Genomic DNA, 18,851 nt, shown 5'->3' with positions numbered 1-18,851 from the left:
CTACGATTGAGCGACGAGTGTGTGAAAACCGCGGCCGAACCAGATCAGCGCTTCGGGCGGCGCGTCGTTGAGATGCACTGCCTCTACCCGGCCGTAGAACACTGAATGCGTGCCAATGGCAACGCGTTCAACGATGCGACAATCGAAGGCGGCTACGGCGTCCACCAGCACCGGTGCGCCCGTTGTCAACGTGTTCCATTCGCCGCCGGTAAACCGTTCGGTTCCGCCGCGACCAGCGAAGGCATTCGCCAGTTCCTGATGTCGCCCTGCAAGGATGTTGACGCAGAGGTTTCCGTTGCCGTTGAACAGGTCATGCGAGCGATTGGTGCGATTGACGCAGACAAGCAGAGTCGGCGGGTCATCGGTGATGGAGCAGACGGCCGACGCCGTCATGCCATGCCGGCCTTCCGGGCCATCTGTGGTGATGAGCGTGACGGCAGCGCCGAGCCGGCTCATGCCCTCGCGGAAATCCAGTGCCTTCGGATGCATCGCCGCCGGCTCCTCTTTTGTCAGCGCATGAACAGGCCGCCGTTGACGTCCCAGCATGCGCCATTCACGAAGCCCGATTTGGTAGAGGCAAGGAAGGCGACCAGTTCGGCGACAATACCGGTATCGCCCAGACGACCGACGGGGATGCCGGCGATCAAGCCTGGCAGTGCGGCTTCCGGAACGATCGACCGCACCTGAGGCGTGTCCATCGGGCCCGGCGAAATGGCATTCGTCGTCACGCCGAATGGTCCGAGATCGCGCGCGAACACCTTGGTGAGCGTGAGGATCGCGCCCTTGGATGCGGCATAATGCGCGCCGGTGGCGGTGCCGCCGTTCTGCCCCGCCAGCGAGGCCATGTTGATGATGCGCCCGTAGCCCTGCTGCTTGAAATACCGGCCCAGGATGCGGCAGCCGGAAAACGTGCCACCGGCATTCACCGCCATGATCTCGTTGAACTCGTCCGTCTCGATCTCGAGAACCGGGCGCGCCTTGGTCATCGCGGCGTTGTTGACGAGAACCTGAACGGAACCCCAACGCTCAACCGTCCAATCAAGCACATGCTGGAAATCTTCCGGCTTGGCGATATCCAGCTTCTGCGAAAGCGCCGTCTCGCCGCTTTGATCCAACGCATGTGCCAAGGCAGCGGCACCGGCTTCATCCACATCGGTTGCAACAACGCGCAGCCCGGCGGCGTGCAGGGCGCGGGCAATCTCGGCGCCGACACCAGCCGCGGCTCCGGTGACAATGGCAGTTTGCGGTCCGATCCCGTCGGGTGCCGTCATAGCTTGCTCCTCCTCAACTCGATAGGTCTTGATCAGGGATAACCGGGAGGTGTCTTTTCACCGAGTAGCCCGGCACCGGCCGACGTCCATGTTCCAATACCGAGGAACGCGTGCTGTGCAACCGACGCCGTATCCAGCATGCAACGGACAAGGACGTGCCCGCGCGCAATCGCAGACGTACCACCCATATAGAAAGCCGATTGAGCAACAGAGGCAGCTTCGCTCGCCGCGTTCGTCGCGGCAAGCCGCAGCGTCACGCGCTGTTCCTGTGAGAGGCCGCCGCCGGCCAGCACGGTTTCCCATGCGCCTTCTACCGTATCGTAGAAGTAGGAGCGCGCAGCGCCCAGTCGCGCCTCCGCCTTTCCGAGCTCTGACTGGATATGCGGCCGTGCCCCAAGCGAGGGGGCTCCGGTAATGGAGGGTTTGCCTGCAGCCTCGCCTCTGATCCAATCCAAGGCTTCGCGTGCCGATCCGAGACCCACGACGGCGAGCACCTGGGCCGCCAGCGCCATCGCCGGATAACGGAAGATAGGTTCGGAGCGATTGGCGGGAGAGCCGCGGACAAAGGTCCAGTCCTCCGGCACCTCGACGCCGTCCGCGACGATGTCATGGCTGCCGGTTGCCGTCAGGCCTGCGGAATCCCAGGTGTGCTTGATCGATACCTTGTTGCGCGGCATGACTGCCATGCGCGGTAGTCCACCGCCCGCCTCTCCGTCGTCTACCTTGATGCCGGCGCCGATGAGCGAAGCGCCCATGCTGCCCGAGCAATAAGGCCAGCGCCCGGTCACCTTGAAGCCGTTCGCAGTCCTTTTCGCGGTCTGGGGCGGGAAGATAGCTCCCGCAAAAACCGTATCCGGGTTGGTGCCGTAGATGTGCTCGAAGGTTTCCTTCGGCAGTGATGCGAGATAGGTCGAGGATACTCCGAAGCTCGCCACCCAGCCGGTGGATGCATCGGCCGTGGACAGCGCTTCGATGAGACGAAGGAACTCAGCAGGGGAAACTTCATCTCCGCCCAGCCCCTTGGGGACGAAAGCGCGATAGACGCCGATTTTCTGGAGCTTGGCGACCATGTCCACCGGGACATAGGTCAGCTTTTCAAACTCGCCTCTGCGCATGCGAATCTCTGCAAGAAGATCCGCAAGCTCGGTCGAAGAGTCGCGTAGTACTGCAAGGGGTTCTGCCATGTCTCGCTCCCAAGACGCGGCCAGGTCCAGCGTGGCACCGGACGGGGCATCCGTCAGATGCAGATGGCGAGGCTTTTGATGCGCCGATGTAGTTCCCTTATTACGGTAGTTTTACCGTATTCCTTTCAAGCGGTCAACGTGGCGCCTGGAGCTTACTGTACTTTTCACGTAATCTCCCCTAGCTTCACCGCAGACCACACGCTTGGTCAAGCACTGTCAAATGAACAAAGGGAACGATGACATGGCAGAAAAGAAGCCGATCCGAACGCTGTTTTGCATTGCCGTCCAACAGAACTTCTTCGACCTGCCATTCAAGGATATTGGTCCGGTTTGGAAAGGTTTCTCCGCCTTCCTGCGCGGCGTCGCGGACCTTCCGGGCGTAACGGTTCTCGGGACGCTGGATGACGACGAGACGATGGTCGGCACCTCGCCCACCGGTTTCCCGTGGACGTGTTACGTGATGGCCGACTGCCCGGATCGGGAAACGGTGCAGGCTGCCTGCAACCTGTTCCGGACGATCGAGGTCGGGGAATACCGGCTTTGGCGTTATATGCGCATCGAAGCGCGCATGGGCCGGGCGCTGGAGATCCCGGCGATCGCGCAGGACTGATCAGCCAAGCTTCTCGAAAAGCCGCTTCAGCAACTGGTTCATCTGGGCGATTTCGTCCGGCTTGAAATCAGCGAAGGTGCGGTCGAAGACCATTTCCGCGAAATGGGAGGCGCGAATGGCCGCCTCCTCTCCCTTCTTCGTGAGGCTGACTTCCGTGACCCGGGCGTCCTGTGGGCTGCTGCGTGTCGTCACCAGGCCATCCGCCACCATACGCTGCACGATCTTCGTCGTCGTGTTCAGCTTCAGGATGCAGTAGTCGGAGATCTCGGAAACACCCAGGGGGCTGTGCTCGCGAAGCGACGACAGCACCCGCCAGCGCGGAACATCCAGACCGGCAGGCTTCAGCAGTTTTTCCATCTCGTTGATGTAGCGGGCGCTGACCCGCGTCACCCAGTAGTAGGGCCAGTCGGTCTTGCGCGAAAACGGACCAACTGTGTCCTGTTCGTCATGCATCAGGAACCTGCTTCACCTGCTTTAGGAGCCGATACTTCTGTGGGCAGCACAACCGCATGTCAAGCAGTGGCCGTGACGTACCACCTTGCGGATCACGCAGCGGCTGCGCGGTCGTCGCGTCAGCCACTGACCATGTGCGGCAACCAGAGTGTCAGCGCGGGGAAGCCGATCAGCAACGCGAGGCGAACGAGCTCGCCGATGAAGAAGGGGAATACGCCCTTGAACGTGTCCCACATGGGCACGTCCTTCGCCAGGGAGTTGATAACAAAGACATTCATGCCGACAGGGGGCGTGATCAGTCCAAGCTCCACCACCACCAGCGCCAGCACACCAAACCAGATCTTCACGTCGTTGGGGTCCATGCCGAAATCGAGCTCGCTGATAACCGGCCAGAAGAACGGCATCACCAGCAGGATCATGGACATGGAGTCCATCAGGCAACCGAGGAAGATCAGCGCGACCAGCATGAGGATCAGGATGAACATCGGCGAAAGGCCGGACGTCACCATCATCTCGGCCGCCGCTTGCGGCACGCCGCCGCGCGACATGAAGATCTTCAGCAGCTCGGCGCCGAGCAGGATCAGGTAGATCATGCCTGTTGTCTTGGCGGTTTCCAGCAGCGCCCATTTGTAATCCGCAAGCCGTACGCCGCGACGCAGCGAGCCGTAGATTGCAACCAACGCGACGCCCACTGCCGAAGCCGGTGTGGGATTATAGAAGCCGGCATAGATGCCACCGATCACGATGACGAAGATGCCGAGCACCGGCACGACACCAAGGGTCGCCGCCAGCCACTCGCCCCGCTCGACCGACCCGCTCAACGGTGCCGAATCCGGGTAGATCCGGACAAAAACGGCAATGACGACGATGAAGATGGCGACTGCGATGAAGCCGGGAATAAGGGCCGCCGCAAACATCGAAACGATGTTGGCTTCAACGATGATGGCGTAAACAACAAGGACAACCGAAGGCGGGATGAGGATGCCGAGCAATCCGCCGGCCGCGAGCGTACCGGTTGCCAGCGAACCCTTGTATCTGTAGCGCCGCAGTTCCGGCAACGCCACCTGCCCCATGGTCGTGGCCGTAGCGAGCGACGAGCCGCAGACCGCACCGAACCCTGCGCAGGCGGCGATCGCCGCCATGGCAACGCCGCCGCGCAAACGTCCGAACCAGGCATTCGCGGCGCGGAAGAGATCCTGAGACAGCCCGGCGCGGGTGGCGATATATCCCATCAGCACGAACATCGGGATGACCGACAGGTCGTATTTTGAAAACTGGCTGAAGCCTAAAGTCTTCAACTGGTTGAGGAAGACGTTCGGCCCATTGAGCGCCACCGTTCCGACCGCGCCGACGACGATCATCGCATAGGCGATGGGGACGCGGATGCCGATGAGGACGACGAGCGCAACCAGACCAACGACGCCAAGGAAGAGGCTATGGTCCATCTGTGATCACGTTCTGGCTACGGGTTACGACGCCCTGGTAGCTTTCGACGATCGTGATGATCGCCGCCACCGCAACGAGGATGAGGGAAATCACGATCGCGATGAAGGCATAGCCGATCGGGATCTGCAGGATCGCGGTCTGATAGTCGTAGTCGAACTGGTTCTCCGCACCGAGCCAGGTGCGCCAGGCCATGAGAATGGCGAAGACCAGCGCGATCACCGAAGACAGAAGCACCAAGGCAGACTGAGTTCTTTTGCCAAGGCCGGAGGTGAAGATGTCGGCCGTGACATTGGCATCGGTCAGTTGGCAATAGGGCAAGAACGCGAAGACGGCGACGGCGATGCCGAGTTCGGTCAATTCAAAGTCGCCCGGAACAGGCGCTCCGAAGATCCCGGTCACGACGCTCGCAGTTTGGACGACCACGACGGCGAGTGTAACCACGCCACCCAGCAGCGCCCATCCGGTGATGACGGATCTGGCGAGGCTGAACAGCCTCGCCTCCCTTCTCGTCTCCGCGTCTGCCATTGTTTGCCTACTTAGAAGCGTTGGCGCTGATCAATTCACGCGCCTTGGCAACCAGGGCCTGACCATCGATGTTCTTGGCCGCAACCTCCTTCACCCAGCGATCGACAACCGGCTCGAGCTTTGCCCGGAAGGCATCCGTCTCTTCCTGCGTCAGCTGGATGTGCTTGTTACCGGCATCGGTTGCCACCTTGATGCCGTTGTCATCGATATTGCGCCAGATGTCGCCGACCTTCTTGACCCATTCCTCGTTGGACGCGTCTTCGAAGGCCTTCTTCACGTCATCCGGCAGGGATTCCCAGACATCGGCATTCATCGAAACCTGGAAGGTCGTATTGCCGAAGCGCGTCATGTCGACACCTTCGATCTGGTAATCGGTCTGCTCCTGCAGGTTGAGGGCCGGGATGATTTCCCAGGGAATGAGCGCACCATCGACGACACCCTTGGACAGCGCCTGCGGCGTATCCGGAACCGGCATGGCGGCGGGCGCCGCGCCAAGAGCCTCGATCACCCATGCGCCGGTGCGCGTCGGAATGCGCATCTTCTTGCCGGCCAGATCGCCGGGCTTGCGCACCTCGCTCTTGGCCATATGGATCGCCTGCCCTCCATGGACATGCAGGAACATCACCTTCACGCCCTTGTATTCGTCGGCGAGATACTCGTCGAACATGGCGCGCATGGCGAGGTTCGTCGCCTTGATGTCGTTGGTGTGAATGAAGGGGAGTTCGAAAACTTCGGTGCGCGGGAAGAGGCCTGGCGTGTAGCCATTGACGGTCCAGACAAGGTCCACAACCCCATCGCGCACCTGGCTGATCAGTTCCGGCGGACCGCCCCCGAGCGACATCGACGGATAGATGTCGATCTTGACCTTGCCGCCGCTCTTTTCCTCGACCGTCTTGGCCCAGGGCTCCAGCATCTGCGTCTGTGCCGGTGACTTCGGACCGAGGAAATGGTGCAGCTTGAGTTTGAATTCCTGCGCGGCGGCCGCCGTCGACATGGCGATAGCCGCGATACCCGCAAGCATCAGGGTCTTGGTAAGTCTCATGTGTCCATTCCTCCCGTAACAGACAGTTGACCAATCTCCGCCGGCGGCGGAGACCATTTCACGCGATCTTTACATCGAGCAGCGCCGTACGCTTGTTGACCATGACTTCCGTTATCGCCTCGCGCAGCTTTCCAGGTAAATCCTCGCGCTCTGCAACCCTTGCCGCCCAGGCATTGCTGGCTGCGGCAACCTTGGTGAAATCCGGGCTCGGTGACAAGCCGGTGAGCGGCATGCGGTTGGCCTTTGCTGCGTAACCATCGGGATATAGCATTGATACAGACTGCCGCACCGCACCCCATTCCGCATTGTTGACGATCAGGATCAGCACAGGGATCCCGCAAGCCTCCATGATCTGGTGGCAGGCGACCGGATTGGCGAACATGTAGGAGCCATCGCCCATCGTCGCCACGACCAGGTGGTCAGGCTTTGCGAGCTTCATGCCCATGGCGCAGGGCAAGGACCAGCCAAGCCCACCGGAATGCGGCTCCTGATACCAGCCCCGATGCGTCCTCAGCGTCATCGGCGCAAGCGGGCAACCGAGCTCAGACAGGACTGTGGCATCATAGCCCTTCAGCGCTTCCGACAGGCACCAGGCGACATGCGCCTTCGTCATCAGCGGCCCCGACTCGTCTCGCGCGGCAGTGATTTCCCTGTCTCTCTGAGCTGCGAGGCGCTCCCGCAGGCAAGCACATTCGTCGCGACCGTCGCGACCAAGACGGGCTGCGGCTGCGTCCATTTCCGCGGCAAGAGCGACAAGCCCTATCGAGGTTTCGCATGTGATCGACAGGTCAGAACGGAAATTGCGCACCGGGAACCGGCTGAAGAGCGGGTCCGGCCCCAGTTGGATGACCCTGGCGCCAGCACGCGGGCCGTGAGCATCCGGCATCCATGGCGCGAGCGCATCCACCGCCAGAATGACATCGGCCTCCGCAAGCCAAGGCGCCGGGTCGCCACCCGCCCACATGGAATGGTCCGTCGGGATGCCGATCTGGGTCGCCCAATAATGCACAACCGGGATCGAATACCGGTCTGCCATTTGCGACAGTGCTTGGAAACCCTGCTCGTCACCTGCACCACGCTGCACGAAGACGACCGGGTTCTTCGCCGCGACCAGCCATTCGGCAGCCGTTTGATAATCCGCCTGGGCACCGCGCGCAGTGGCCGCCGCCATCAGCGGCGTTGCCGGCATGTCGGACACATCGATGGTTTCCGTCAGGACTTCACGCGGAAGGCTGAGGTAAACCGGCCCTTTCGGTGTGGTATTGGCGATTGCCAGCCCCCGGTCGAGCACTTCCTTGATCTGTTCCGGAAAGCGTAACTCATAGTCCCACTTCACGGCCTCACGGACGAGGGCCGCCTGATCGCGCATCTCCTGACCCCAGCCGATCGGAACCGTACGAGCACCAAACCGGCCCTTTTCGACCGTCGGTGTCCGCCCGGACATAAGCAGCATCGGAACGTGGTCCGTTGCTGCATTGATGGCGCCGATGGCGCCATTCGCGAGTCCAACATTGGTATGAAGAATGACGGCCTGCGCCTTTCCCGACATGAAGTAATAGCCATGCGCCATTCCCATGGCGGCATGCTCATGCGGGATTGTCAGCGCCTGCGGGAGTTCCGTGCCAGAGGCAGCGGCCTCGGCCAAACCTTCGATGATCGGAGGAAAATCTGTCCCGGAGTTCGCGAAGACGTAATCAACGCCCAGCGTCTTCAAGCGACTGAAGATTACGCTACCGGCACTGACCTTGCGTTCGCGCCCGCTCAACGAGTCCAAGCGCTCCTCCCGAGACTGCTTGAATTTCATTATTTGAAATAGTAATTTCAGTATCGCAGCTATAATTCTATGGGTCAAGCGCCCGATAGTTTTCTTGTTAAACATCTATAGGTGGCAATGCCTACTCCGTCTAACGGCTCGATCATCAAGGCATTCGCGATCCTTGACCTGTTTGACGACCGGCGGCAGGAGGTCACGGCCGGCCAGGTCGCGGAGTTGACGGGGCTGAACGGTGTCACCGCCCATCGTTTCCTCAAGACCTTGCTGCAGATCGGCGTTCTGCGCTCACCTCGAAAGGGCGTCTTTTCGCTCGGAAGCAAGCTGGTCGATTATGGGGAACGCGCCAAGAGCTTCAGCCGGCTGGCTGCACAGTTGCAGCCCTTCCTTAACGAATTGGCGGCCGCGACCCAGGAGGGTGCGATGGCGACCACCTTCGACGGCTCGCTGATCACGTGTATCGCGGCGGCCCATTCCGAGCACACGTTCAGCTTTAACGCCCGCGTCGGCGCACGAATGGAAGCTTATGCGACGGCCAACGGAAAGCTCTGGCTTTCCACGTTGGACGAGACGGCGCTCAACAGCTACTTCCGCACCACCACGCTTGACGCCATTTCCGACAACACGCTAGTCGATCCGGCGTCCCTGCGAGCCGACCTGGAGCTCACTCGCAGCCGGAAGTTCTCCCTCAACCGCGGCGAACGCGAGACAGGTTTGTCCGCCGTTGCCGTTCCCGTGACTACGGCGGAGGGAACAATGCTGGTGGGTATGTCCGTCTTCGGACCAAGCGCCCGGTTCACCGAGGAGAAGGAAAACCAGTACCTTCAGTTGCTCCGTGATACCGCGACCCGGATCCGCGAGGTTCTTTAGAAGACCGGCCGCGGTCAGGCTTCCGCGACGTGCCCGCCGAGAAACAACTGGCCGACGCGGGGGTCACGCAGCAGCTTGGCTGCTTCGTCATGCATGCGGGTCTGGCCCAGTTCCAGCACAAGCCCGTAGTCGGACATGGCGAGTGCAGCCTTTGCGTTCTGCTCCACCATCAGGATCGTCACACCCTGGTCGCGAAGCCGGATCAGCGTGCGAAACACCTCCTGGACCAGGTTTGGAGAAAGCCCGATCGAGGGCTCGTCGATCAGGATGAGCTTGGGGTCAAGAAGGAGCGCCCGCGCAACCTCGAGCTGCTTCTGCTGCCCACCGGAAAGCTCGATCGCCTTGCGGTCGCGGAACTGACGCAGCATCGGGAACTGGTCCATGACGACCTCAATGCGCCGGCGCACGAGCGCCTGATCCGGCGCGGTGATGCCGCCCAGTTCAAGATTATGGTAGACGGAGAGCTGCGGCACGATGTTGCGGCCCTGCGGCACATAGGTCACGCCATGCGAGATCATCTGCCGCGGCGTCTGGCGCGTCACGTCCTTCCCGTCGAGGATGACCTGGCCGGAGTGGATGTTCAACAGGCCGAAGATCGCCTTGAAGACGGTGGACTTGCCTGCCCCGTTCGGCCCGATGATCGTGGTGATCGAGCCCTTCGGGATCGAGAAGGACACGCCATTCAGGATGGTGATCTGGCCATAGCCGCCGTAGACGTCCTTGAGCTCGATCACGCCCCGCCTCCAAGATATGCGTCGATAACCTTCGGGTTGGCACGGATCTCAGCCGGCGTTCCTTCGGCGATGACCTCCCCCTCGGCCAGCACGATGACGCGGGTGCACAGACTCATGACAAATTCCATATTGTGCTCGATCACCACGAAGGTCGTGCCATGCTCGGCATTGTAAGCGACCAGCCGCTCCTTGAGATGCGCGAGCATCGTGAGGTTGACGCCACCGGCCGGCTCGTCGAGGAGCACCAGGCTTGGTCCCGCCATGAATGCCATCGCCGCATCCACCAGCTTCTGCTGGCCGTAGGACAATGAGCCTGCCAGCGTGTCGCGCAGGTGATCCAGCCGGAAGAACGAGATCAGCCGTTCGGCAGCCTCCGTCAATCCTGCGTCGCTCGGCCCAAACAGGCGCGACAGCATGCTGCCATGATGCTCCTGTCCCGCAAGAATGATGTTGTCGAGGACGCTCATCTTCGGAAAGACGGAAAGCTGCTGAAAGGTGCGGCCGACACCGAGCTTGTTCAGTTGCGAGGCGCGCAGGCCAGATACCTTGCGCCCCTGCACTTCCACCTCACCCTTTTCCGGCTTCAGCTGGCCCAGAATGCAATTGAACAGCGTGGATTTGCCAGAGCCGTTCGGCCCGATGAGGCCGAGGATCTCGCCCTTCTGCACGTCAAAAGAGACATCGCGAACGGCGCGGATGCCGCCAAAGCTCTTTTCGATATTGCGGACGGAAAGGATCGGCATGTTCATTTCTGCGCCGCCCCTTCAACTAGATCACCTCGCACCTGCTGGCGCGGCCACAGCTTTTCCCGCAACCGGCCACCAAGACCAATCAGCCCGGAGGGCACGAAGACCAGCATCACGATCACCAGTGCCGAGTAGATGATCAGGTAGTAGCCCTCGGTAAATCGAAGGACCTCGGGGAGCAGGATCACGACGCCGGCACCCAGGAACGGGCCGAAGAAGAAGCCGCTACCGCCGACAACAACCATCAGCAGGATGCGCAGCGAATGCGCCAGGCCGAACGAGCCTGGCTCGATGAACTGCACGAGCGGCGTGATCAGCGCGCCGGCAAGTCCGCCGTAAGCGGAACCAATTGCGAAAGCGAGCAACGTGATGCGTCGCGTGTCGACGCCGAGGCTTTCGGCACGAACGGGGTTCTCGCGCAGAGCCTTGAATGCCCGACCCCAGGGCGACCGGACGATGCCCCACATGGCTAGTGACGCGAACACCGTGATGCCGAGGGTGAAGTAATAGAAGTGCAATTGCTTCATCGTCTTGAAGATGAAGAAGTCGGGACGCGGCATACCAACGAGCCCGAAGGTGCCGCCCGTCAGCCATTCCTCATTGCGCAGCACAAGGAAAACCAGCGTGTTGAAGGCCAGCGTCACGAAGGCGAGAAGGTGCCCCTTCACCCGAAGCGCTGGATAACCAAGCAGAAGCCCGACGCCGAAGCACAAGATAAGCCCAAGCGGCATGGCTAGAACCCAGTGCCAGCCCGCCAGCGTGAGCAGCGCCGTTGTATAGGCGCCGATCGCCATGAAGGACGCCTGCGCAAGCGAGATCTGGCCTGCGTAACCGAGCGTCAGGTTAAGCCCCATCGCGGCGATGGAAAACACCAGCCAGGAGGTCAGGACATAGGTGATGTAATTGCCCTGCCCAATCGGCGCGACGATCGCCGCGAGCAGCAGGACCGCGATGGCTATTTTGGTCAGCAGCGACCGGTTGAGCGTCATACCGTCCTCCCCTCGGAGGTCCCCATGATGCCTTGCGGGCGCAGGAGAATGATCGCGATCAGGAGCACGAGAGGAAGGGCCGCACGATACTCAGCCGTAACATAGGCAGCGGTCAGATTGTCCAGAACCCCGATCAAAAGCCCACCAACCAACGCACCGCGGATCTGGTTGAAGCCGCCGACGATCGCCGCGATGAAGGCGATCAGGCCGAGCGTCTCGCCGTTGGAGAACTTGGCAAGATAGATCGGAGTGATGAGGAAGGATGCAAGCGCGGCAAGCGCGGCATTGATGATGAAGGTGTAAAGGATCATCCGCTTGACGTTGACGCCAAGGATTTCCGCAACCGCGGGGTTTTGGGCGGTCGCCTGCATGCAGCGCCCGGTACGCGTCCGATTGAGAAACAGGGTCAGCAGGACAACAATCGTCAGCGAGATGGCGAGATTGACAAGATCCTGCAGCGAAAGAACGGCGCCAAGCACGTCAACGTGCGCGCTCTGCACCAGTGACGCGAACGGCTGTGCTTCGGCGGAATAGAACTCCTTGACGCTTTCCTTCAGCAGGATGCCGAGCGCCATGGTCGCGATGATCAAGGTGATGCCGCCATGCGGCAGGATCGGCTCGACGATCAGCTTCTTGAACAGGATGCCCAGAACCACGATGGACGCGACAAGACCGAGCAGCAAGGCGGCCCAGAGCGGCAGGCCGAAGAAGCTCACGCCAGCCAGCACGAAGAAGGCCGGGAGCATGACGAATTCGCCCTGGGCGAAATTCACCGTTTGCGCCGCCTGCCATACCAGCGTGAAGCCGATAGCAACCAGCGCGTAGATCGAGCCGGTCGCAAGACCGGACAACAACACTTGCATGAACTGTGACACGGAGGTCTCTCTTGAAAGAAGCCGCGGCGGCGATCCGCCGCGGCAATATCGAGCCGCTTAGTTGGCCGGCACGGTACCGATAACGACCGGAGCACCGTTCTTGACCTGGACCATGAAGCTCGGACGAGACATTTCGCCACGATCATCCCAGCAGGTGTCGAGCAGGATCTTCGGATGGTCGGCGACCTTCAGGCAAAGCCCGTGCATCTTCTCGGAGAACGCTTCGCCATCGAATTCGCCGACCAGTTCGGTTACGTATTTCGTGGTCCAGGCGCCGACATAACCCTTGATCGCGTCATGGGTCGGCTTGCGCTTGAAGGTCTCCTCAAACTTCTTGGAGAACGCGCCGATGCCCGGAACGTCGGTTGCCGTCGCCGTGACGCCAACATGCGCGATCGCACCTTCTGCAGCGCCACCGGCCAGTTCGATCACCTTCGCCTCGGTCAGCGTCACTTCACCAACGAGCGGCATGGCGAGCGACTGCTTCTTGCCCTCGATGAGGAATCGGGCCGACTCTTCCTGGTTCATGTAAACAAAAACGGCATCCGGATTGGCCTGCTTCAGCTTGGCAACGTCAGCCGCATAGTCGGTCTGCGCCTGCTCGGAAGGAACGTCGGCAATCACCTCGATGCCGGCATTCTTCATCTCCTCGATGAAGACGTTGCGGCCGCCCTTGCCGAACTCGTTATTGACCCAGGCTACGGCCACCTTCTTCGCCTTCAGCGTATCCTTGAAGTAAGGCGTCAGCGCCGGAACGCCCTTCTGGGCACCTGACGAGGTGCGGAACACGAAGGGGTTGCCCTTTTCCACGATGTTGGGAGCTTCTGAACCAACGAATTGCGGAACGCTGTTCTGCTGCGCCACAAGCATGTTGACCAGGGTCGAGCCGGAATAGATCGTTCCGAGGATCACATAGGCGCCGCCATCGATCGCTTTCTGCACGAGCGCGCGCGAGACCTGCGGGTCCGTCTGCGTGTCGTATTCGGTCAGTTCGATCTTCTTCTGGAGGATGCCACCTTCAGCGTTGATTTCCTCCACGGCGATCTTGATGCCGTCCCGCCAATTGGTGCCCGCCGGCGCTCCAGCACCGGAAAGCTCAGCAACCATACCCAGCTTCACCGTTTCCTGCGCCGAGGCGGCACCGGCGGTCATCAGCAATGCAGTCGACAGTGATAGTAGCAATGCGCGATACATTGATTTCTCCCCCAAAAATCGCGTTGTCCCAGGTTCCTCCTACAGCCATCGCTTCCTATTGCAAGCCACCATCGGCTCCTATCCGTCCTGCTCTCAACAGATCAGGGCCCCCTGGCTGACGAGCTCCCGGCGCACAGCTGCGATATTAGCTTTGCCTGCTATATTGAGCGCCGCCAAGACCCCTGCTGCCTGTCCGGTGCAAAAAGCGGTTCCCATGACACGGGATGAGCCATAAGCGACAGCATCCGCGCCGGCGACGCGTCCCGCGAGAAACAGATTATCGCGTCCCGCAGCCTGCAGGGCTCCCGGTGGAATATCGGCGAACCCCTCGCCGCCGATGTCGATGAAGCGGACCTTTCCCGGCGCCTCATGAACCTCCATCGGCCAGGCGGCGCGTCCAATCCCGTCCTCCCGCTGCAGTCCCTGTTGCAGCGCTTCGCCTGTCAAGTCTTCTCGCGACCGTGGCCGGCGGGTCTCACGAATGCCGATCTGCGGGCCGGTGGAAATGATGTAGGCAGTTTCGAAGCCCGGTAGCTGGCGCAACAGGCCGAGATTGCGCCAAGCCTCCCACCTCGCCTGCCGTTCGGCAGCGCCGAGATCGGCACCCGTCAACCCGTCTGTGGCGAGGTCAATCGCCATCCACCAGTAATCGTTCGATATCGGCAGCCGGAACATGATCCCGCCATCCGCACGCTGGATCGGCTTATCCGCCGTCTTGTTGTGTTCTGCAATGATGGCGGCGACGCGCTCACGATCGAACCCGATACCCGGCGCCACCCCGCCAATCCGCACCGGCATCGACGCCGGCTGGACATGCTGACCCATAAGGCTGTCGGCGGTCATCTCGACCCCCGCCAAGGCAGACAGAGTGGCTTCGCCGCTTGCGTCAACGAATGCGTCGGCGGAAAGCTCGAAGCTGCCGCCATGGTCGGTGACGGTGACCGAGCTAATCCGGTCACCCTCCATCGTCGCGCCGGTGACGCGGCTGTGCAGGAAAACCGAGACATTCGCTTGCTCCAGAAGGCGGTCGCCCGCGAATTTCACCGCCTCGGGATCAAGCAGGATGATCCTGTTGCCGCTTGGCGAGAGAAGTGGCGACACGTCCTGACCGATGTCGCCAAGGATGTTCAAGAAATGCTCGCCGATGCCGCGGACCGCGGTGACCTGCCGTTCCCCCTTCTGGAAGAAACCGCAATAGGCCAGCACCAGCGAGTTTGATGCCGCGCCGCCGAGAAAGCCGTACCGCTCGATCAGGGCGGTCTTGGCACCCGTCCTTGCCGCCGCAACGGCAGCACTCATGCCCGCCGCGCCGCCACCCACGACTACGACGTCGTAACGTTCCGCTCGCCTGTCAGACATTCGCATCGGCTCCCATCACACCCATGGCGCGCCCAAGCGCCTCCATTTGTGCTCCGGCCATCTGATGCCCGAACTGGATCTTCACGCCGTGATGGGCCGCAAGCTCCAGAAACCGCGTCCGCTCCGGACTTGTGACGACGTCTGCAGCGAGGCCGCCCGGATTGATGGCTTTGATGACCTCTTCGGGCACAGGCAGGGGATCATTGCCGCCCATGCCGCACGGGGAGGCGTTGACGACAAGATCAAAGCTCCTCTGCGGGATCGATCCGGCAGCGACGGCAAGGCTTGGGAACGCCTCCTTGAGCCGGGAGCAAAGGCTGTTCGCGGCAGCCTCATCCACGTCATGGATGAAGAGCTCCGACAAACCGGCTTCCGCCAATGCACGGCCAATCGCCCGGCCGGCACCGCCTGCTCCGACAACAAGCGCCGTCTTGTCCGCCGCGTCGAAGCCGTTGGCGCGGGCAGCGAGGAGGAAACCCTCACCATCCGTCATGTCTCCCGAGAGACGTCCGTCCGGGTGACGCCGAACCACGTTCACCGCATTAAGGAATTTGGCGCGCGGCGTCATATCATCTACAAGTCCAGCAACGGCCGTCTTGTGAGGAATTGTCACAACGAAGCCGTCGAGATTATCCCAGCCGCGAGCGGCGGCGACGAAATCCGCGACCTGTTCGGGCCGCAGGTCGACAGGGATCATCGCCCGGTCTTCATTCCTGGCATCGAAATATCTGTTGAAATTCTGGGGGGATCTCGCCTGGATGATCGGCGTGCCGATCATCGCGACCAGACGAGTACTGCTTCCTATCATGGCGATTCACTCTGTTTTTGCTCGTGTCTAACCGGCATGCGCATCCGCGCCAACCTGAAAAGATGTGATCATATAGCTGCGGCCAAACCTTGAACTCGCGCCCGCCAAGTTCTAACGCAAGGCAGGTTTGATCAGATGCGCTCGAACAAGGCCACGTATCACCATGGTTGTTGTGCTTGCCCGAAATGAGTGGCACTGAGGGTATGACGCCGCTTATGTCATCACGGAGGATTAAGAGATGAGTGTGACCCTGAATCGTCGCCAGACGCTATTTGCCATGGGCGCTGCAAGTGCCGCCGCAGCCTTTGGCCTGCCTGCGCGCGCCGCCGAAAAGCGTAACCTGGCGGTTCTTAGCCTTGCCAGCCATGCGCCGAGCTTCATTGCTTTCGAGCGCGGCTACTTCAAGGAAGAAGGTCTCGACATCGAGCTCAAGTTCTTTGAAGCGGCCCAGCCGATGGCTGTTGCCATCGCCTCCGGCGACGCCGAGTTTGGCGTAACCGCGATGAGTGGTGGCCTGATCAGCCTGGCTCAAAAGGGGGCGGTGAAGGTCGTTGGCGGTGCACTCACGGAAGAGAAGGGCATCGTCGGCGCAGTCATCCTGGCATCGAACAAGGCTTACGAGGCCGGCCTCACTGATCCGTCCAAGCTCGCCGGCAAGAGCTTCGGCATCACCACCGCAGGCTCCTCCTTCCATTTCATGGCGCACAAGATCGCGTCGGCAAACAACATCAACCTTGCCGACATCCAGCTGCGGCCGCTGCAGAAGCTCGGCGCCGTCGTCGGTGCGCTTTCCACCGGCCAGATCGACGCATGGGCAATCCAGGCGAACGTCGCCAACAAGATGATCCGTGAAGGTGCGGCCAAGAAGATCGGCCTCGTTTCGGACTACGCGCCGGACTACCAGGTCACGACCGCCTTCACCTCGTCGAAGAACGCTGCCGAGAACCGCGAGCTGACGCAGTCCTTCATCAACGCCTACACAAAGGCGATCGACGACTACAACGCTGCCTTCGTCGACAAAACGGCCAGCGCCGAGGAGCAGGATGCTCTGGCAAAGCTCGTCTACAAGTATGTCGAGAAGGACAGCCCTTACGAAGTGGCCAAGCAGAACCTGATTGAAGGTGCGATGCGCATCAACAAGGGGCTGGCACTGTCGCTCAACAGCTGCACCGAACAGTTGGAATGGTTCAAGTCCGAAGGCATGGTCAAGGACGCCATCAGCAGCGAACAGCTCTTCGACACATCCTACGTCAAGACGATCTGAACACGCTACGAAGACGACGGGAGGCCCGAGCGGGCCTCCGTCGGGAGACCACATGGACCTGAAGCTCAAGAACATCACCCATCGCTATGGCACCGTCGAGGTTCTGCGCGATATCTCGCTCGAAATCCCCCAAGGCCAGATCGTCTGCCTCGTCGGACCATCCGGCTGCGGAAAGTCGACACTCTTGCGCTTCCTGGGCGGGCTGGAAAGGCCCGACAGCGGTGAAGTTCTCCAGATCGGTCAGCCTCCCAAGGACTGCCTCAACCCGCTGACTTACGTCTTCCAGCATTTCGCGCTGCTGCCCTGGCGCACGGTGGAAGGCAATATCAAGCTCGTGCTTGAAGACCACAACCTGAAACGCGACGAGATGGAAGCGATCGTGGCAGACGTGCTGGAGCGCACTCGCCTTTCGGATTTTCGCGACGCCCTGCCCAAGCAACTCTCCGGCGGCATGCGGCAACGTGTTGCCATCAGCCGGGCGTTGGCCGTTCGTCCCGCGGTTATGCTGATGGACGAGCCGCTTTCGGCGCTCGACAGCCAGACGCGTGAACTGCTGATGGACGACCTCGTCTCGCTCTGGACGCGCCAGCCGTTCACGTCTGTCTACGTCACCCACAACCTCAGCGAAGCCGTTCGCCTCGGGCATCGCGTCATCGTGCTGTCGCGCCGGCCGGGCCGCGTTCGGGAGATCGTCGATATCGACATCCCGCTTGCGGAGCGGCATCTCGGGCACGCTCTTCTAGAAGAAAAGCAGAAGCAACTCTGGGAGCTGATGCGCGAAGAAGCCATGGCTGCCGACAAGGAGTTGGCCAATGTCTGATATCAGCACAATCTCCACGCCATCCGGCGTTAGCACGAGCACGACCGCAGCAGCCGGCGTCAAGCAGGTGCCGTTTCGCGGCGGCGGCTTTTCGCCGATCCCGGTGCGCGGCATGGCGCTGGTGGTTTTCGTCGCACTCCTCCTCCTTGCCGAGGTCGGAACACGCGTCGGATTTATTTCCAACCTCACGCTGCCACGGCCATCGGCGGTTCTCGAAACACTGGTCCAGCTCTGGCAGACCGGTGGGCTTTGGCGCCACCTGCTGCCGTCACTGCAGCGCCTTCTGGTCGGCGGTGCCTTCGGTATCGTGGCCGGCATTTCGCTTGGTGTGCTGATCGGCCTCTTCAGTTACGTGCGCGCCGGGCTCGTGCCGCTGGTGGCCGCACTCTTCCCAATTCCGAAGATCGCGCTGCTTCCGCTGTTCGTCATCTGGTTCGGGATCGACGAGATGTCGAAATACGCCTTGATCGCCTTCGGCACCTTTACGCCAACGGTCGTCGCCACCTACGGCGCCGTCGACAATGTCGACCGGTCACTGATCCGGATGGGCCAGAGCTTCGGGCTGAGCTGGTGGTCGATCGTTCGCAAGATCGTGCTGCCCGGCGCCTTTCCGGCTATCCTCTCCGGTCTCCGCGTCTCGGTCTCGATCGCCATCATCCTGCTGGTCGCCGCTGAAATGCTCGGCGCTCAATATGGCGTAGGCTCCTATATTCTCGAAGCTGGTTCGCTTTACGACCTCGAGAAGCTGTTTGCTGGCGTGACGATCCTTTCCGTGCTCGGGTTGATCGTCAACTTCGTCATCGGACAGATCGAAGCCCGCTTCCTGAGCTGGCGCGGCTGACGGTCACCCGTCATCAAACACCCGTCGGAAAATTTTCTTCTCCGGCGGG

Annotated in this window: 20 protein-coding genes; 5 read left to right on the top strand and 15 right to left on the bottom strand. The window is 61.2% G+C overall.

Annotated elements, in window-relative coordinates; translation table 11 throughout:
- The 3 genes from CYG48_RS20615 to CYG48_RS20605 are packed head-to-tail and all read right to left on the bottom strand — an operon-like array spanning position 1 to position 2,455.
- Complete coding sequence (locus CYG48_RS20615; RefSeq protein WP_245450557.1) at positions 1 to 489, bottom strand: flavin reductase; 489 nt, start codon at positions 487 to 489, stop codon at positions 1 to 3.
- Between the two features lie 20 nt (positions 490 to 509).
- Positions 510 to 1,271: an SDR family NAD(P)-dependent oxidoreductase gene (locus tag CYG48_RS20610; protein ID WP_118852527.1), complete on the bottom strand. Its 762-nt coding sequence runs from the start codon at positions 1,269 to 1,271 to the stop codon at positions 510 to 512.
- Positions 1,272 to 1,303: 32 nt separating this feature from the next.
- The gene (locus tag CYG48_RS20605) at positions 1,304 to 2,455 is read right to left on the bottom strand and encodes a flavin-dependent monooxygenase (protein WP_118852524.1); all 1,152 of its coding nucleotides are present in this window, start codon (positions 2,453 to 2,455) and stop codon (positions 1,304 to 1,306) included.
- A gap of 241 nt (positions 2,456 to 2,696) precedes the next feature.
- Here CYG48_RS20605 and CYG48_RS20600 point away from each other — a divergent pair, with 241 nt between their 5' ends.
- Positions 2,697 to 3,065 carry a hypothetical protein gene (locus tag CYG48_RS20600; RefSeq protein ID WP_118852877.1) on the top strand — a complete coding sequence of 123 codons (369 nt, stop codon included), beginning with the start codon at positions 2,697 to 2,699 and terminating at the stop codon, positions 3,063 to 3,065.
- On the opposite strand, the gene CYG48_RS20595 is transcribed toward CYG48_RS20600, so the two are convergent.
- From CYG48_RS20595 to CYG48_RS20575, 5 genes are all read right to left on the bottom strand, one after another.
- The gene (locus CYG48_RS20595; protein ID WP_118852522.1) at positions 3,066 to 3,518 is read right to left on the bottom strand and encodes a MarR family winged helix-turn-helix transcriptional regulator; all 453 of its coding nucleotides are present in this window, start codon (positions 3,516 to 3,518) and stop codon (positions 3,066 to 3,068) included.
- Between the two features lie 119 nt (positions 3,519 to 3,637).
- A complete protein-coding gene (locus tag CYG48_RS20590) occupies positions 3,638 to 4,963 on the bottom strand; it encodes a TRAP transporter large permease (RefSeq protein WP_118852520.1) in 1,326 nt (441 codons plus the stop codon).
- Complete coding sequence (locus CYG48_RS20585; protein ID WP_118852518.1) at positions 4,953 to 5,489, bottom strand: TRAP transporter small permease; 537 nt, start codon at positions 5,487 to 5,489, stop codon at positions 4,953 to 4,955. The genes CYG48_RS20590 and CYG48_RS20585 overlap by 11 nt, the downstream gene beginning before the upstream one ends.
- Before the next feature lie 7 nt (positions 5,490 to 5,496).
- On the bottom strand, positions 5,497 to 6,531 hold the full coding sequence (locus CYG48_RS20580; protein WP_118852516.1) for a TRAP transporter substrate-binding protein: 1,035 nt from the start codon (positions 6,529 to 6,531) through the stop codon (positions 5,497 to 5,499).
- Between the two features lie 58 nt (positions 6,532 to 6,589).
- Positions 6,590 to 8,305, bottom strand: coding sequence for a thiamine pyrophosphate-requiring protein (locus CYG48_RS20575; protein ID WP_245450556.1), 1,716 nt, complete (start codon positions 8,303 to 8,305; stop codon positions 6,590 to 6,592).
- Between the two features lie 117 nt (positions 8,306 to 8,422).
- Here CYG48_RS20575 and CYG48_RS20570 point away from each other — a divergent pair, with 117 nt between their 5' ends.
- Positions 8,423 to 9,172, top strand: a complete 750-nt coding sequence (locus CYG48_RS20570) for an IclR family transcriptional regulator (protein ID WP_118852512.1) — start codon at positions 8,423 to 8,425, stop codon at positions 9,170 to 9,172.
- A gap of 14 nt (positions 9,173 to 9,186) precedes the next feature.
- On the opposite strand, the gene CYG48_RS20565 is transcribed toward CYG48_RS20570, so the two are convergent.
- The 7 genes from CYG48_RS20565 to CYG48_RS20535 form a co-directional block, all read right to left on the bottom strand.
- Entirely contained in the window at positions 9,187 to 9,906 is a 720-nt protein-coding gene (locus CYG48_RS20565) for an ABC transporter ATP-binding protein (RefSeq protein WP_118852509.1), read from the bottom strand.
- Positions 9,903 to 10,655, bottom strand: coding sequence for an ABC transporter ATP-binding protein (locus tag CYG48_RS20560; protein ID WP_118852507.1), 753 nt, complete (start codon positions 10,653 to 10,655; stop codon positions 9,903 to 9,905). The genes CYG48_RS20565 and CYG48_RS20560 overlap by 4 nt, the downstream gene beginning before the upstream one ends.
- Positions 10,652 to 11,641 carry a branched-chain amino acid ABC transporter permease gene (locus tag CYG48_RS20555; protein WP_118852505.1) on the bottom strand — a complete coding sequence of 330 codons (990 nt, stop codon included), beginning with the start codon at positions 11,639 to 11,641 and terminating at the stop codon, positions 10,652 to 10,654. The genes CYG48_RS20560 and CYG48_RS20555 overlap by 4 nt, the downstream gene beginning before the upstream one ends.
- The gene (locus CYG48_RS20550; RefSeq protein ID WP_118852503.1) at positions 11,638 to 12,516 is read right to left on the bottom strand and encodes a branched-chain amino acid ABC transporter permease; all 879 of its coding nucleotides are present in this window, start codon (positions 12,514 to 12,516) and stop codon (positions 11,638 to 11,640) included. The genes CYG48_RS20555 and CYG48_RS20550 overlap by 4 nt, the downstream gene beginning before the upstream one ends.
- 57 nt (positions 12,517 to 12,573) lie before the next feature.
- A complete protein-coding gene (locus CYG48_RS20545; protein WP_118852501.1) occupies positions 12,574 to 13,710 on the bottom strand; it encodes an ABC transporter substrate-binding protein in 1,137 nt (378 codons plus the stop codon).
- A 93-nt stretch (positions 13,711 to 13,803) separates the two neighbouring features.
- Entirely contained in the window at positions 13,804 to 15,069 is a 1,266-nt protein-coding gene (locus CYG48_RS20540) for an FAD-dependent oxidoreductase (protein ID WP_118852499.1), read from the bottom strand.
- The gene (locus tag CYG48_RS20535; RefSeq protein WP_118852497.1) at positions 15,062 to 15,877 is read right to left on the bottom strand and encodes a shikimate dehydrogenase family protein; all 816 of its coding nucleotides are present in this window, start codon (positions 15,875 to 15,877) and stop codon (positions 15,062 to 15,064) included. The genes CYG48_RS20540 and CYG48_RS20535 overlap by 8 nt, the downstream gene beginning before the upstream one ends.
- Before the next feature lie 238 nt (positions 15,878 to 16,115).
- On the opposite strand from CYG48_RS20535, the gene CYG48_RS20530 reads away from it, so the two are divergent.
- From CYG48_RS20530 to CYG48_RS20520, 3 genes are all read left to right on the top strand, one after another.
- Positions 16,116 to 17,141 (top strand): ABC transporter substrate-binding protein, encoded by a 1,026-nt coding sequence (locus tag CYG48_RS20530; protein ID WP_118852495.1) that lies wholly within the window; start codon positions 16,116 to 16,118, stop codon positions 17,139 to 17,141.
- Positions 17,142 to 17,193: 52 nt separating this feature from the next.
- Positions 17,194 to 17,961, top strand: a complete 768-nt coding sequence (locus tag CYG48_RS20525; RefSeq protein WP_118852493.1) for an ABC transporter ATP-binding protein — start codon at positions 17,194 to 17,196, stop codon at positions 17,959 to 17,961.
- Between the two features lie 112 nt (positions 17,962 to 18,073).
- Entirely contained in the window at positions 18,074 to 18,802 is a 729-nt protein-coding gene (locus CYG48_RS20520) for an ABC transporter permease (RefSeq protein ID WP_340162654.1), read from the top strand.
- Positions 18,803 to 18,851: the final 49 nt, after the last annotated feature.

This window comes from Neorhizobium sp. SOG26 (assembly GCF_003491345.1).
GTDB classification, from domain to species: Bacteria; Pseudomonadota; Alphaproteobacteria; order Rhizobiales; family Rhizobiaceae; genus Neorhizobium; species Neorhizobium turbinariae.
The sequence above is the reverse complement of the archived record's forward strand: the minus strand, read 5'-3'. Positions and strand labels throughout refer to the sequence as shown.